At 45.4% G+C, this 15,065-nt stretch carries 11 protein-coding genes; 5 read left to right on the top strand and 6 right to left on the bottom strand.

The features are described from left to right. Positions 1 to 84: 84 nt before the first annotated feature. Genes AZI87_RS17555 through AZI87_RS17540 form a run of 4 tightly spaced genes read right to left on the bottom strand, consistent with a single transcriptional unit; the run spans position 85 to position 5,161 of the window. The gene (locus tag AZI87_RS17555) at positions 85 to 672 is read right to left on the bottom strand and encodes an SCO family protein (RefSeq protein ID WP_063209749.1); all 588 of its coding nucleotides are present in this window, start codon (positions 670 to 672) and stop codon (positions 85 to 87) included. Further along, positions 669 to 1,394 (bottom strand): formylglycine-generating enzyme family protein, encoded by a 726-nt coding sequence (locus AZI87_RS17550; protein WP_063209747.1) that lies wholly within the window; start codon positions 1,392 to 1,394, stop codon positions 669 to 671. Before AZI87_RS17550 ends, AZI87_RS17555 begins: the two co-directional genes overlap by 4 nt. Beyond that, positions 1,391 to 2,875: a copper-containing nitrite reductase gene (gene nirK, locus AZI87_RS17545; protein ID WP_063209745.1), complete on the bottom strand. Its 1,485-nt coding sequence runs from the start codon at positions 2,873 to 2,875 to the stop codon at positions 1,391 to 1,393. Before nirK ends, AZI87_RS17550 begins: the two co-directional genes overlap by 4 nt. A gap of 12 nt (positions 2,876 to 2,887) precedes the next feature. After that, positions 2,888 to 5,161 (bottom strand): nitric-oxide reductase large subunit, encoded by a 2,274-nt coding sequence (locus AZI87_RS17540; RefSeq protein WP_063209743.1) that lies wholly within the window; start codon positions 5,159 to 5,161, stop codon positions 2,888 to 2,890. Positions 5,162 to 5,470: 309 nt separating this feature from the next. On the opposite strand from AZI87_RS17540, the gene AZI87_RS17535 reads away from it, so the two are divergent. Next, entirely contained in the window at positions 5,471 to 6,949 is a 1,479-nt protein-coding gene (locus AZI87_RS17535; RefSeq protein ID WP_063209741.1) for a HAMP domain-containing methyl-accepting chemotaxis protein, read from the top strand. A gap of 9 nt (positions 6,950 to 6,958) precedes the next feature. On the opposite strand, the gene AZI87_RS17530 is transcribed toward AZI87_RS17535, so the two are convergent. Next, a complete protein-coding gene (locus AZI87_RS17530; protein ID WP_063209739.1) occupies positions 6,959 to 8,011 on the bottom strand; it encodes a hypothetical protein in 1,053 nt (350 codons plus the stop codon). Beyond that, a complete protein-coding gene (locus AZI87_RS17525) occupies positions 8,008 to 8,826 on the bottom strand; it encodes a TIGR02147 family protein (RefSeq protein WP_063209738.1) in 819 nt (272 codons plus the stop codon). Before AZI87_RS17525 ends, AZI87_RS17530 begins: the two co-directional genes overlap by 4 nt. Before the next feature lie 207 nt (positions 8,827 to 9,033). Between AZI87_RS17525 and AZI87_RS17520 the strand changes: the two genes are divergently transcribed. The 4 genes from AZI87_RS17520 to AZI87_RS17505 all read left to right on the top strand — a co-directional run bounded on the left by AZI87_RS17520 (position 9,034) and on the right by AZI87_RS17505 (position 15,033). Continuing rightward, positions 9,034 to 11,433 carry a tail fiber domain-containing protein gene (locus tag AZI87_RS17520; RefSeq protein ID WP_081112279.1) on the top strand — a complete coding sequence of 800 codons (2,400 nt, stop codon included), beginning with the start codon at positions 9,034 to 9,036 and terminating at the stop codon, positions 11,431 to 11,433. 297 nt (positions 11,434 to 11,730) lie between these two features. Next, the gene (gene pgaB, locus AZI87_RS17515) at positions 11,731 to 13,377 is read left to right on the top strand and encodes a poly-beta-1,6-N-acetyl-D-glucosamine N-deacetylase PgaB (RefSeq protein ID WP_063209736.1); all 1,647 of its coding nucleotides are present in this window, start codon (positions 11,731 to 11,733) and stop codon (positions 13,375 to 13,377) included. Next, positions 13,374 to 14,603: a poly-beta-1,6-N-acetyl-D-glucosamine synthase gene (gene pgaC, locus AZI87_RS17510; RefSeq protein WP_063209734.1), complete on the top strand. Its 1,230-nt coding sequence runs from the start codon at positions 13,374 to 13,376 to the stop codon at positions 14,601 to 14,603. Before pgaB ends, pgaC begins: the two co-directional genes overlap by 4 nt. After that, on the top strand, positions 14,587 to 15,033 hold the full coding sequence (locus tag AZI87_RS17505) for a hypothetical protein (protein WP_063209732.1): 447 nt from the start codon (positions 14,587 to 14,589) through the stop codon (positions 15,031 to 15,033). The genes pgaC and AZI87_RS17505 overlap by 17 nt, the downstream gene beginning before the upstream one ends. The last annotated feature ends 32 nt before the right edge of the window (positions 15,034 to 15,065 follow it).

Raw genomic sequence — 15,065 nt, 5'->3', positions numbered from 1 at the left:
CTCAATAAAACGGATCATTTTAAGACAGAGGTCGAAGCGCAACAGGGATTATGTAACAGACAAATCCCTCACCTGCGGTGCAATTTATTTTAAAGCACTTTCGATTTTCTTCACAAAAGCAGAATCATCGGATTTCAGACCTTCCTTCTTAGCTATCATGACACCTTCTGCATCCAGCAAATAGATAACGTTAGAATGAACATACTCTCCAGAGGAAAGTTTTTTGTAACGGACCCCGAGTGCGGCGGCAACTTCAGCAACATCTGAGGAGTCGCCCCTTAGCATCTGCCACTTCACTTTCTTTTTTTGAAGAAACTCTTTCATAGTGGAGGCCGTTTCGTTTTCGGAATCAAATGAAAACAGCGTTACAGAAACGCTTTGTTTCCTAGCCGGCAGCTTTGAAATAAGCTTTTTAAGGTCTTCTACTAGTAAAGGGCAAGCCGTTGTACAGCGAGTGTAAAGCATAGCCACTAGGCGCGGCTTTCCTTTTAGGTCTTTCAATAAAACTTTTTTTCCATCGCTATCGACCCAACTGCTATCGAGTTGATAAAGAGAACTGCCAGGAATGGGATTTGCTGATTCCAAGGTCTCAGTCCCATGATGTCCATGCCCATCTTCGTGAGCGAAAACATTTAGAGAACAAAAAATCAAGAATACGATTATGGATTTCATTTTTTCTCCTCAATAAAATTTTTTACGCAACGGAATCCCAATGATGAAGTTGTGTATTGGGCTTGCAAGCTGGAACGAAGCGCATAGCGCATAAATGCACCATATTGTTTAGGTTTTTTGGTGTTTATCGCAGCCCCGGCGCAAAAAAGATCGCGGTTCACACCTTCACGTGAGTCTCCTGACATCACAACACTGCCGAAGTCATCCACCCACTCCCAGATGAGTCCGGCCGTATCATAGAGACCAAACTTATTTGGTTTCAAAGATTTCACGTTCTTTATTTCATCTTGTCCTTTGGCGTACCACTTCAATATTTTTGCTTCATTCTCGGGACTGTTTGCATCTGCAAAGTACTCCCATTCCAAAATCGTGGGGAGTCGCTTGCCCTGTGATTTACAAAACGCGCGCGCTGCAAACCAAGACACGTGAACAACAGGGAAACGCCCCGTACCATCAGGAAATGTTAGGTCGTCCCTCCAAGTTTTTAAATAGGAGGAGTCCGCAAGAAGCGGAGTAATTTTTGACTTTCGCCATTTAGGATTCATTTTAATAAATGCGCGAAATTCTTCGTTCGTCACGGGAGTCGCATCCACCCATAAGGACGGGATAACAATGGATTCTTCCCCCTTATCTTGAAATAAGGGCTGAAATTTTCCACCAGAGACTTTGATTTCTTCGGCCCAGGAAAATAGCAAAGCCATTGCAAAAAAAGACGAAATCATTTTTTCGCTCTCTTAACCTCGTCCAAAGTAACCACATCACTCTTATTACCAAAGCTATTGCGGACATAGGTTACCACGCTCGCAATATCATCGTCAGACAATCCTAGTAGTGCAGGCATGACGCTATTATAGGTTTTACCATTTACGGTAATGGCTCCTTCAAGTCCATTTTTCACAACGCGAATAGCCCGAGCCTTATCTGCCATCAAAAAATCGGATTTAGCTAGAGGTGGAAAGGCATTCGGCACACCCTCACCATTAGCTTGATGGCAGGCCAAACAGTTTTGTTTGTAAACGATTTCCCCGGTTCTCATACGTGCGTCAAGTGTGTCCCCTGTTGGCGGATCCTTCTTTTGCTCTTGAGAAATCGGTATCATGTTCTGACCTTCGGGCAAATAAACGGCATCTTTAGTTTTACCTGTATAGATTTTCGTATTGTGGTCCCCTTCCACTTTCAACATACCTAAAGCGCCCTTGTTGAATGCTCTGAAAATCGCATGGTCTACTAATATAAAATTTCCCGGTGTATCGATTCGAAAATCAACGATCGCCGATCCACCAGCAGGAACCATAGTCGTTTGCACGTTTTTCTGAGTAATGCGACTTCCACCCTCTTGATAAACGTGATCAAAGATCTCTCCGATAAGGTGAAAAGAAGAGCTTAGATTAGGTCCACCGTTACCAAAGAAGATCCTCACTGTTTGGCCTAGATTAGCCACTAAAGATGAACTCCCTGAAAGGGCTCCGACGGCACCATTGAATACGACATAGTCAGGTTGTTCTTTTAAGGCTTTTTCCATATCAAAAGCCTGGAGACCACGCTCACCGAAGTTTCCTTTAGTATAAAAGTCACCTTGAACGACATAATATTCTTTATCGACTTTTGGTAAACCGTCTTTTGGCTCCACCAAAATCAGTCCGTACATACCGTTGGCGATGTGCATACCTACGGGTGCTGTCGCACAGTGGTAAATGTAAAGACCTGGATTCAGTGCGCGAAATGAGAAAGTTGATGAGTGTCCGGGAGCGGTGAATGAACCTTCAGCTCCTCCACCCGCGCCTGTGACAGCATGCAAATCGATATTGTGCGGAAGTTTGTTGTCCGGATGATTTGATAAAGTGAAGTCAACGTAATCGCCTGCGCGGATACGAAGCATCGGCCCGGGCACCGTTCCTCCGAAAGTCCAGAAAGTATACTTCACACCATCAGCCAACACGCCCACCTGTTCACGAATTTCCATCTTAATTTTCACACGCGCAGGGTTCTTTCTAGTTATAGGTGAGGGAACTTGTGGCGGTGGAAGAAGTTTATGTTCTTCTTCAGGCAATTTATCTAAGTTTTCATTGTCTTCGGCGATTTCGGCGGAAGAAGCTTTCCACTTGTCCTTGCTAGTAGGTTCGCTGACCTCCGATTTTTTGGTACAGCTTAACGCCATCATTCCCAGAACTAAAAAACTTAGAAGTCTTCCACTAGAATTCATAATACCTCCCTGTTACAACAAACCGTCTGAATTCAAATCGATTTTTTCTTTCACCGAAAAGCCGACTTTCAAGCCCACAACAAACCACCCTAACGCTAAAATTCCGACTGTAAAGATAGTGTCCCCGATGACGCGTAACCAACGTAAGGTATCCATTCCTGGTTGCTGCATAAATTCGGCGGAACGCGCATACCAAAAGCCATGCTCGACACTTGCCAGAGTTTGCAAGAAACCTATTGGTAAGACACTGATTAAGACCATCAAAGCTAGGCCGATATTAATCGACCAGAAAGCAAACGAAATCACTCCGTCTTTCCAAACATGTCGAGACGCCATACCTTTTAAGACAAAAAGCATCAGGCCAATACCTAACATTCCATAAACTCCGAAAAGGGCCGTATGACCGTGTACGGGAGTCGTATTAAGACCTTGCATATAATAAAGAGCAATCGGCGGATTGATCAAAAAGCCGAATATGCCGGCACCGACCAGATTCCAGAAAGCCACGGCCACGAAGAAATAAATCGGCCACTTGTAAGCCTGCAACCATTTCGCCGCCTTGCTGACTCGAAAATGACTGTAACCTTCAAAGCCTAACAATATTAAAGGTACAACTTCCAGAGCACTAAAGCTTGCACCGATTGCCAGAACGGCCGTTGGAGTTCCAGTGAAATACAAGTGATGAAAAGTCCCTAAAATACCACCGGCTAGAAATACGATCGTGGAAAATAAAACACTTAAAGTCGCAACCTTGCTGTGAATAAGCCCCATGCGGGTAAATAAAAATGCGATAACAACAGTCGCAAAGACCTCAAAGAAACCTTCCACCCACAAATGAACAACCCACCATCTCCAATACTCGGCGATCGCTAAGTTCGTGTGTCGTCCCCACATAAAGCCCGCAGCATAAAACAATGCGATCGCCGCAGATGCGATTAAAAACATCATTAACAAGTGACGATTTTCTTGTTGCTGCCGAAACGCAGGCCAGATGGCCCGGACCATCAAGAACAACCACAGGAATAATCCTATTAGAAGGAATGATTGCCAAAACCGACCGAGATCTACATATTCATAACCTTGATGGCCGAACCAGAAGTTGGCCTCTAAGCCTAGCTTCTGCATCACTCCCATCCATTGCCCCGCAAGAGAGCCGACGACGATAATTAAAAGTGCGACGAAAAGAAAGTTTACGCCCGCAGCTTGAAACTTTGGTTCATGTCCAGAAACAGCGGGAGAAATAAAAAGTCCGGTTGCTAACCATGATGTCGCGATCCAAAAAATTCCTAACTGAACATGCCATGTGCGAGTGACGGAATAAGGAAGATATTCCGCTAACGGGAATCCGTAAAAAGCGGTGCCTTCAACTCCATAGTGCGCGGTGACCGCTCCTAAGATCACTTGCACCACCATCAGTGCACAAACGACCCAGAAATATTTTAAAGTGGCCGACATAGAGGGCGTTGGTGACAAGCCTAAGAGAGGATCCAGTTTCGGAAGTTTGTCGTGCTCAACTTCATCGCCGTGATTTACAGCGTAATAGAACGCTAACAATCCGATCCCGGCTAAGAGCAGGATGACGCTGAAACCAGTCCACAAAATCAAAGATCCTGTGGCTTCATTACCCACTAGTTTGTCAGGCGGCCAATTGTTTGTGTAAGTGATCTCTTGTCCTGGTCTTTGAGTCACACACGCCCAGGACGACCAAAAAAAGAAGGCATTCATCATATGCATTCTTTTTTCGTCTTTGATCGTATTTGCAGGAATGGCATAGGCATCGCGAAGTTCGTCTAGGTTTTCGCCCTTCATGAAAAGGTCGCTATAATGTTTACTGTTGTGAGCAATAGCTTCCGCGCGCAAGGGGCTTATGGTAATTGTCCCCGTTGCTGCATCGTATGTGTTCTTTCGCAGCTCATCTTGCAAACTGATTCTTACAGAAGCCTTTTGATCGTCAGGAAGTTCTTCATACTTCTTTCCGAATTTTTCTTCAGCCATGCGGTCTGCCATGAACACCGCTTCGCGATGAAGCCAATCGGCACTCCAATCAGGAGCGACGTAAGCACCGTGTCCCCAAACGGAACCGACCTCTTGCCCACCAATAGACTGCCACACATTCATTCCGTCTTTGATATCTAAGCCTGAAAAAACTTCTTTTCCATCCGTCGTCACGACTCTGTTTGGTTGAGGAGGTGCTTCGCGATAAATTTCTTTTCCATAGTATCCAAGCACAGCAAAAGATGCGACTACTACGAAAGTGAAAATCAACCATAACCTTCTATGTCCCATGAAATCCTCTTTCTGTTCTAAAAAACAATGCGTCCTTCTTCAGGCAAAGGTAAACTAGAACGTGATCATGACCGCCGTCATAAAGAAGCGAGACCTTACCTGCTACCTAAAAAAAATTTTTATTCATCTTAAGTGAGAAAACATCTAAACGCGGGATCATTTGGCATTAAATGCAAATAATCATATGAGCAGCCATTCAATTCTTGAAACGTAACAGTGAACCTTACTTTGTCAGCTGAACTTAACATTTCTTGCGCTTCAGCAATGAAATTAAATACCGAATCGTTATGTGAAGTTAAAGGGGACGTTATGTCTAAAATGGGATTGAAAGCAAAATTAATTGTTCTTTGCTCAGCTATGTCTCTGGTTCCAGTTGTCGTGGGTGCTTTTGCGTACTTCGCTATTCGAGACATTGATGAAAACTACAACGGAGTTACCTACAAAGTTCTGCCGAACATCCAATTGGCGGATCAGATGTATTTAGATTTTAGAATGCTAAGGATTAATCTTAGAAGTTTGGGGTTACCACACCTTCCTAAAGAAAAAGCGGACGCCTTCATCAAAGGTGCGGAACATCATCTTACGCAATATGAAGAGAAAAATGCGAAATACAAACTGCTTTCCTATATGCCCGGAGAAGAAGAGTTATATAAAAAAGTCGACAACGCTTGGCAGGACCTTAAAGTTCTTAATGCTGAGGTCCTTCGTCTTTACCGTACCGGAAGACCCGAGGATATCGATAAGATGGTGCAAATCTTTGTCAATCAAGACTTAGAAAAATCAACCGTCTACCGTAATTCAATGAATGACTTGGTTGCTTATCAAGAAAAGCAGGCCTCTATTTTCATCCAAAAGGCCGAAGATCAGGTAGATTCTTCGAACTCGACAATGCTGACTGTTATCGGGATTGGTGTAATATTAGGTCAAAGTATCGGACTCTTCGTTGCAATGAGCCTTTCTAAAACGATTAATTTCACCTCTAAAGAACTTGAATCCAGCTCGCACCAAGTCCGCGATGCCGCTGCTCAAATCTCTGATACCTCGCAGACTCTTTCTCAATCCGCTACTGAGCAAGCCTCTTCTTTAGAAGAAACGGTTGCCACTATTGAAGAAATCACTTCGATGATTAAGATCAACTCTGAAAACGCCAAGCAATCTTCCGTTCTGGCAAATGGAACCTCCGCTATCGCGGTTAAGGGTGAGTCTCAGGTTAATAAGCTCATTGATTCCATCGAGAGCATTGCCGACGATTCAAAGAAAATCGCCGAAATTACCAACGTCATTGATGATATCGCCTTTCAAACAAATCTTTTGGCTTTGAACGCGGCGGTCGAGGCTGCCCGTGCGGGTGAACAAGGAAAAGGTTTCGCCGTTGTCGCTGAAGCGGTTCGCAATTTGGCGCAAAGAAGTGCTGAGTCCGCAAAAAATATCGCCTCACTCATTAGTGTCAGCGTAGAAAAGATAAATGCGGGAAGCGAGCAAGCGAAAAACAGCGGCTTAGTCTTAAAGGAGATTGTAAGCGAAACCGGTAAGGTCGCTGCCCTCAGTGATGAATTAGCAAAAGCTAGTGAAGAACAATTCAACGGTATTTCACAAATCGGTAAAGCGATGAATCAGTTGGATCAAGTGACTCAAATGAACGCGGCTTCTTCAGAAGAATCAGCCGCAGCGGCTGAGGAGCTTTCAGCACAAGCCTATTCACTTTTGGCCAATGTAGAAACACTCCAGGTATTAGTGAATGGAGACGTTGAAAAAAACCATCAAAGACCGTTCTTAAAGGTCTCCTAAAACCTGATCTTACAATTCCTGGAAATGTTTTAAGGACTGCTCGTGACTTTGTTGAAGCAAGGCACGGCAGTTTTTTACGTTGGAAGAGTCAAATGAAATGCTTGGCAGATTTAAGATGGCCTCATCCCAGAATCCGGGAGATCGAATGTTGTCCCCTAAAGACCGCGTTGAGAGCCTCAACGTAAACTGCGTAAGACCTTCTGGTGTCAAATAACTTGAGAAAAAAAGCTCACTCCAAGAAACCTTTAACTCTCGTTGGACGACGACCTTTGCCGAGCCCCCAACCTGACGCTCGATATCGGAACAAACGAAAGCTCTATCAAAATCTGTTGAAACGCTTAGTTCGACATAGCCATTAAGGATAACGACATCCGCATCGAGATTCAGTAAATATTGATCTCGAAGTTGCGCGGGATTAGACATGCTATTGGTCATTTGCGCTAAGGTTTCAGGCGTGCTGGAATAGAACTCCTCAGATAACATCCAAGCCACAATGGACCTCACACGAACCGCGTCCACGACGAAGGCATATTTCTCTCTAGAGACCATCGTGGGCCGGTGAATGGAGTAAACCAGCTCATGAATTACTAATGCCACCTTGCTTTTTGGTGACATACTTTCCCAATAAGGACGATAAATGCGAACCCGCGTTTCGAGGCGATTGGCTATTTGTACAAGCTGCATGTTTTCTAAATCAAGCGGGGTGTCTTCTTTAATCACCGCTAATGGTGTATCCACCAGATACCATTGGTATTTAGAAAGAGCCAAAAGAAGAACATTCGCAAAACGGGGAGCTTTCCGTCGAATTTCTGTCATTTTTTGAGCGAAGATCATGCTTTCGTCGTCCGTAAAATGTGGCATAGCCTTAGCACGATTCAGAATGTCTTCATCAGGAATTACGCTAGAATCTATTAAAGGTTCTGGCAATCCTACCTCATAAAGGTCCAATAAATAAATCCGATTGTCTTTTAAGATCCCCGCTCCACCACTACCAACGTCTCGAATGCCGGCAAAAAGAGTGAAGGAATAAAGGAGCGTAAAAGAGATTAAAAGAAGTTTCATCGTGCATCTTCCTGTGCCAAAAGGCTGAAAAATTGAATACTCAGGCAGCAGACATCGTCCGCGTTTTCAGTAGTTCCAAAGCGTGAGGCAAATTCGCGACGGAAATCCATAAGGGCTTTGCGGGCTGCCGGGAAATCTTGTTTTTTAATCGAGAATAAAGTGGACGACACTTCCCGCTTTTCGTTGTCTTGGCGTTCAACGGCGTAAAGTGCTTTTTCGATAATCTGTTTATGAAAACCACGAACCGCTTCGGAATTATAGTTGTTATTCACTGAAGTGAATTGAGATGTGGGCTTCACCGAATTTGCGGTGATCTCAATTAGCCCCAAGCGACTCATGCGATCCAATGAATCTTCAATCACCTTTTCACTCACACCGAGTTTTTTAGCGTAACGAGCTTTATCGAGATGGTTTTTCTCTAAGTCCATTAATTCTAAAAACGCCAGATGATGCCACTCAGAAATAATTTTAAAAGAATCCAGAGACACTTCTTGAACGAAGTTATTGATTCGATGTTCGATGGCTTTTCGGGCCATGACTCTTTGTTCGTTAGAACGAGCAAACTGGGCCGTCAGTAAATCAGAAAAATGCTCGCACTGTCTTTGACTTAGGTTGAGCTTGGTTGCCACTTCACGAGCGCGCGCTGCTGAAAGGCCATACTTTCCCTTTTGCACTTCAATCAGTGTCGAAACCGCCAAACCTAAATCCCGAGCAAAGGCTCGCATGGAATAATTGGGATTGCGCAAACGTCGTGTTTCAAATGCTTCAGAGAGATAAAGTCGGTAATCGTCGTAGAAAAGAACTTGTTCGGTCATCGCACGAAGATTTATTCCATACTCCGAACATTATCAAACATTCCACCGCCGACTTACCGACGCTCTACAGAATGCCCAAGCTCATCTGGTAATCCGAACATCACCGAATAGTTTCGAATTATTGTGAGAGTGTTTTTTAATATGATCACGCCTCTTATTGACCGTTATTCTCTTAATCGATGCGCTGTTAACTCCGAAGAGAACCCCATGATAAGACTCATTATTTTTTCGAGCGTTTTGATACTTACATCGATAGCTTTCGCAGCTCCGAACACTTTGACATATCAAGGTCGCATTCTTACAGCGACGGGAACTCCACTTGAACATAACAACGTGAGCTTTTTGTTCGAAATAAAATCTCAAGACGGTCTTTGCGTTTACTATCGTGAACAAAAAAATGGCGTGAATATGTCGGGCTCTAAAGGTGTCTTTGATGTCCCGCTAGGAACAGGAACAAAATTATTTCCAACATCAGGAAGTGTGGGCTTAAAAGAGGTCTTTGATAATACCGCCACTCTAGACTGTGCCGATGCGAATAACAATGTAGCTAGCAGTAAAGGACCTATTGCAGATCAATCTCGTCGCCTCAGCGTCAGTTTTCATGATGGGGTTGGGTGGAATCAAATCACACCGGATAATGAAATTCGTTCTGTCCCCTACGCGCACTTTGCTTCTTCTGCATTGAAGCTTGGAAACTTTACGGCGACAGATTTTGTTCGCACGACGGCCCTTCCTTCGGGAGCTTGTAGCGCAGGGCAAGTCGTCTTCTTTGATGGAACTTCGTTTACTTGCGTGACGGATGCAGGGGGCTCGGGAGTCGTTTCCGATGTAATTGCGGGCACCGGAATTAACGTAACCGGAACGACTTCAAAAACCGTCGCTGTGAACTTCGGGACCACGGCGGGGACAGCGGCGCAGGGAAATGATTCTCGCATCACCGGGGCCTTTCAATCTGCGACGGCACTAGGTGGAGATTTAAGTGGCACACTTCCCAACCCCACTGTTGAAAAAGTTCAAGGTGTCAGTGTCGCAACCACAGCTCCGCAGACAGGACAAGTTTATCGATATGGAGCTTCTTCTTTAGAGCCCGTCTGGTTTGGTATTGACGATCTTCGCACTTCTACGGGAGCTTCGCAGTTTGCAACAAGCTGTACGGCCTCACAAACCTTGACTTGGTCTGCGGTGACTGATGCCTTTACTTGTTCCAATATCGCAGGACTGGATGCCGCGGTGATCACGACAGGAACGATACCTGCTGAAAGACTTCCTTCGACGATCGCCCTCCCGCAGATCGCTGCACCGGCTGTTGCGGGCACTGATGAAGGACGTATTTATTTTGATTCGACGGCAAAGAAATTTAAAGTCTCGCAAAGTGGTTCGGCTTATACAGATTTAGTTTCTGCTGCGACCTTCCCCGTTCTGGGCAGTGCTGGCACTTCGGCGGCACCTACTTATTCATTTAGTGCTGATTCCGACTCTGGGATGTACAACCCCAATCCAGATCAAATCGCATTTTCTACCGGAGGAACACAACGCTTTCGAATTCAAGGGTCTTCATTTTATTTGGGCAGTCTTGGCTCGGGCAACGCAAATCCCGGTTCGTTTTCATTCGATTCTTACTTTTATGGTCCAACGAGCTCAACCGGAAAAGGTCGTTTCATAGTCAGCGTCGGTCAAACTCAAACTGCCGCCGGAGGCATCACCATGCCGGCAATGGGCGTCGATAACTCTATCCGTGGAGAGTACGCTCAATCAGGGACCATGGGAGCGGTGTTAGGATTAAGCATCGTTGACAACAAAGCGGGCTTTACCGGAACCTCCTATGGCGTACAAGGCCAAGTCAAGGTGAACACGGGAGCCGCAAATGTCAGCGGGCTTCAAACAGCTCTTTGGGCAAATGTATTTATTCCGGGAGCCGCCTCTTTACCTGTGTCGCAAAAAATTAATGCCATCACATCAGATATCAACTTAGAAGGAACGGCAATAGGCGGCACAACAATCAATGAAGCCAATGGACTTGAGTTGCGTCTTGCCACTAGGGCCTATGATACCATCGGGTCTTATACGGGAATCATGCTACGTGCCCCCGTTGGTGCGGGAGCGATCACTACGCAATATGCGATGATCACCGAGCCCGGATCAGGCAATGTCGGCATTGGTATCACCAATCCCTCTTACATGCTTCATGTCGGCGGGACCGCCGGTGGAACCTCGTGGGCAAACACCTCAGACCGAAGATTTAAACGCAATATAGCGACCATTGATTCTAGCTTAGAAAAAGTCTTACAACTTCGTGGTGTGACTTATGACTGGAGAGTGGAAGAATTCCCTGCCCGTCACTTTGATCACGGTCAGCAAATTGGATTGATTGCCCAAGAGGTTCAAGAAGTTTTCCCGGACGTAGTTACGAAAGACAATGATGGGTTTTTAGCGGTTCAATACGCGAACCTTGTGGCGCCCCTAGTTGAGGCTTTTAAAGAGTTCTATTCAGAGTGGCGCACAGAAAATGCAGCCTTGAAGGCAGAGAACGCTCAACTTAAAAGCGAAGTTCAGTCTTTGCAAAAGTGGGCTTGCCAGAAGGATCCTTCGGCAGAGTTTTGCAAATAACATAGCACTTTTAAGGGTTTGAAGACTTGGCCTGCAATGCAACCTTCGCCAGCCCGTCTGTATCTCATCCACGACGGGTCATGGGATCGGCCTGATGAACCTTATAGAATTTCTATGTACAAACCTCAGACACTCGTTCCGCCAAGACTTAAACGCGGTTTATTTATGACTGACCCTTTCTAGTTGCGAGGCCGTCTCCACATCTTCTACTCCCCATTCAGAGGTATTGACGGTTTGCCGGAACTAGATTACTCATTTGCAAGAAATTTGCTGAGCTTGTCCCATTGATGGTTTAAAATGAAATCCGACAGAGTCATAGTCTTTTCAAAATTGACGTCTCAATCCGTGCGGCTTTTCATTTCACTTGTCATTATCTTCTTTGGCTTCTTCACTCGTGCCGAGACCTCGCCTGCTCCCGAAAAAAAAGATCCCCTGACAAACACCTTCGTCGCCCTTTGCTACCACGATGTGAGTAACGGCTTCGTAGGTAATGCCTTTAGTATTCGCAAAAAAGATCTAATCGAACAGTTCGATTATCTGAAGGCTCATTACAATGTCGTGGGTCTGCAAGATATCATTGAAGCTTCTCAAGGCAAAAAGGTGCTTCCTCCTAAAGCTGTGCTTATCACCGTGGATGATGGCTTAGCGTCTTTCTATGAAAACGTTTATCCGCTTTTAAAGACTTATAAGTTTAAAGCGGTCTTTGCCATCGTGGGTAAGTGGACTGAAGATGGTGTGGCACCGGATTATGGTTTTAAAGACACCAATCCTAAAATGGCTTCCTGGAAGCAGTTAAAGGAAATGTCTGAATCAGGTTTGGTGGATGTTGTTTCTCACACCTATGATATGCATCAAGGCCAGGTGTTTAATCCGCAAGGAAGTCAGGCACCAATGGCTGCCTTCTTTAGGTATGACTCGATCACGAAATCTTATCAATCCGAAGAAGACTTTGTGAATCGTGTCCAGATGGATCTTAAAAAGAACAATGAACTTATCAAGAAACATCTAGGGAAAGACAACTCTGTTATCGTATGGCCCTACGGCGCTTCAAACGGTTTATCGCGAAAAGCCGCTGAGGATGTGGGACTGAAAATTCAGATGACTCTTCGAGCGGGCCTGAATAATGCCAGTGATATTTCTCAGATGGGTCGCGGGCTTATCTTTGCGGATATGGATCTTCCACAGTTTGCAAATGTACTAGAGCATGCGTTTGTGGACTCGTCTCCATTACGCATGATTCGCGTGGACCTTGATAGTATTTGGAAGAAAAACGAAGCCGAGGCTGAGCAAGTCTTGGGTGACTTATTGGAAAAAACTTTGGCTTTGGGAGCTAACGGCGCCTTATTCCAGGCCGTCTCGGATTCTGGAGATGCTTACTTCCCTACTTCACAGATGTCGGTGCGCGCGGATTATCTGAATCGCGCGGCGCACACAATGAGACATCGCTCTCGTGTTCCTAATGTCTATGCGCGAGTACCACAAACATTTTTGAAGAATACGGAAACAGCCAAAGCAGTCATTCGTGATTTAGCGAAATACACGGACATCGACGGCGTCTTTTTTGAGGTCTCTTCAAAAGAAAAAGCTAAAGAGTTGTCTTTTGAATCTGTGATGGCGGCGGGTCGCTCTGTGCGCCCCCACTGGCAGTATGGAGTTATTGGTCCCAGACCTGAAAATGCCGAGATTTTTGATTACTTGGTTCTGACTCCACAACAGCTTGAAAAAGAGAAGCTCGAGGCTGTGCCGAATTCGATAAAGCAGAAGCAAGACATTGTCGCCTTGCCGAAAGATTATAATCTAGTTGCTAGCCACGTGATGGCCGAGGGCTATTTAAATTTATTTTATGATGTGAACTTCAAAGATGTCGCTCCCGATCCTGATTTCAAAACTTTGTTTTCAGTTCGCCAAAGCAATGCAAAACACATCAAAGGGGAAGCGAAATGATTTTCTCTTATCTGCCGGTGCTATTCACATCCCTTTTCTTAATTACTCCCTTTGTACTGCCTTTGATTTGGATCATGGGGGCTTTTGTCTTCTACTTTAAAAGGGAGCGCCATCGTTCGACCCTTTCTGAGTTTTCTAACCAACCCTATACGATTTTAATTCCTTGCTTCAACGAGGAAAAAACTGCGGAAGCGACAATTCGCTCGCTAGACCAATTGCCTTCAGACCAATGCGAGATCATCGCGATCAATGATGGCAGCCGGGATAAGACTCAGTCTGTTTTAGAAAAACTGGCAATGTCTCGTCCGAATATGCGCGTTATTAACTTGGTTCAGAACCGTGGAAAAGCGGCGGCTTTGACTTTAGGTGCTATGGCTAGTCGTCATGAGTTTATCTTATGCATCGATGCCGACTCTGAATTAGACCCTCATGCTCCCCGCCTTATGATGGAGCACTTTCGCGATCCGCATGTGGCGGGTGTGACCGGAAATCCGCGCGTCAAAAATCGCGGAACCTTGGTAGGTCGACTGCAAGTGGGAGAATTCTCGGCCCTCGTCGGAATGATTAAGCGTTATCACCAAACTTTGGGGCGCTTATTTGCTTTGTCTGGCGTCCTAGTGATGTTCCGTAAGTCTGCCGTGGAAAGCGTCGGCTACTGGGACACTTACACTGTGACTGAGGATGTCGGAATCAGCTGGAAACTGCAAACTTCGGGTTGGACCCTGAAGTATGAGCCCAAAGCGACTTGTGACGTATTAATGCCTGACACTTTGAAAGGCCTTTGGAAACAACGTCTTCGCTGGGCGCAAGGTGGGTTTGAAGTGATTCTTAGACACGGGCGATCTGTTTTGAAAAGCCGCGACACAGGTTTAAGACTGATTCTTTTGGAGTACGTATTTTCTGTGACTTGGGCTTTCCTATTACCTGTGACGATTGCGATCGCTCTGTTTGGGCATAACCCCCACGATATCAACCTCAGTTATGCGATTCTTCTTACTGGTGTGATGAGCTTTCTGCAGTTTGCTGTCGGGATGTTTTTGCACGGCCGATATGAGCGTTCGGCGAAACTGGGCTTTGTTGCGATCTGGTACCCTTTTGCTTATTGGATGATTAATAGTTTTGTGCTATTCGTAGCAATCCCAAAAGTTCTGTTTGGCCCAAAACGCCAATTCAGTTCTTGGATCAGCCCCGATCGTGGCGGAGTGACGTATGCGAAAAATAATTGAGACACTGAGCACACTTCTTTTGTGGACCGTCTTTATTGCCGGAAGCTGCAAAGCTGTCGCAGAATTTTTCTCTAAGAGCGTTTCCGGCGAAATGATGTGGGAGCATTTGAAGCTGATCTCTATCGCTCCGGTTCTTGCCTTTATCATCTTTGCTTCAATGCTTGTCGCGGTTCGCTTTTCAAAATTCCAAACGGGGAAAAAGACAGTCGTTAACGAGCACACCGCTCAATGGACGGCCGAAGAGTTGGTCTTAGCGCAAACTGGTAAAGTGGTTGATCTGACCTTCCCAAGTACGGGGCTTGCTTGCCATGTGGTTGCACGGGACGAAGCTGCAGCTACTATTCATTCAGAAAACACAACAGTGCATTTGAAGTTGGTGCCCGCATCGGCTGACGAAAATGCTGTGGCCTTGGTTTCACACTCGGTTTAAGAACCGGGCTGTGAACTTATTTAGACAAGAAA

This window comes from Bdellovibrio bacteriovorus, from assembly GCF_001592745.1.
In the GTDB taxonomy this organism is placed as follows: Bacteria; Bdellovibrionota; Bdellovibrionia; order Bdellovibrionales; family Bdellovibrionaceae; genus Bdellovibrio; species Bdellovibrio bacteriovorus_B.
Note: the sequence above shows the minus strand (reverse complement) of the source record. Positions and strands in the feature narration are given on the sequence as shown.

Excerpts from the sequence above, each read along its gene's own strand:
- AZI87_RS17555 (WP_063209749.1), bottom strand. The coding sequence starts at position 672 with ATGAAATCCATAATCGTATTCTTGATTTTTTGTTCTCTAAATGTTTTC.
- AZI87_RS17550 (WP_063209747.1), bottom strand. The coding sequence starts at position 1,394 with ATGATTTCGTCTTTTTTTGCAATGGCTTTGCTATTTTCCTGGGCCGAA.
- nirK (WP_063209745.1), bottom strand. The coding sequence starts at position 2,875 with ATGAATTCTAGTGGAAGACTTCTAAGTTTTTTAGTTCTGGGAATGATG.
- AZI87_RS17540 (WP_063209743.1), bottom strand. The coding sequence starts at position 5,161 with ATGGGACATAGAAGGTTATGGTTGATTTTCACTTTCGTAGTAGTCGCA.
- AZI87_RS17535 (WP_063209741.1), top strand. The coding sequence starts at position 5,471 with ATGTCTAAAATGGGATTGAAAGCAAAATTAATTGTTCTTTGCTCAGCT.
- AZI87_RS17530 (WP_063209739.1), bottom strand. The coding sequence starts at position 8,011 with ATGAAACTTCTTTTAATCTCTTTTACGCTCCTTTATTCCTTCACTCTT.
- AZI87_RS17525 (WP_063209738.1), bottom strand. The coding sequence starts at position 8,826 with ATGACCGAACAAGTTCTTTTCTACGACGATTACCGACTTTATCTCTCT.
- AZI87_RS17520 (WP_081112279.1), top strand. The coding sequence starts at position 9,034 with ATGATAAGACTCATTATTTTTTCGAGCGTTTTGATACTTACATCGATA.
- pgaB (WP_063209736.1), top strand. The coding sequence starts at position 11,731 with ATGAAATCCGACAGAGTCATAGTCTTTTCAAAATTGACGTCTCAATCC.
- pgaC (WP_063209734.1), top strand. The coding sequence starts at position 13,374 with ATGATTTTCTCTTATCTGCCGGTGCTATTCACATCCCTTTTCTTAATT.
- AZI87_RS17505 (WP_063209732.1), top strand. The coding sequence starts at position 14,587 with ATGCGAAAAATAATTGAGACACTGAGCACACTTCTTTTGTGGACCGTC.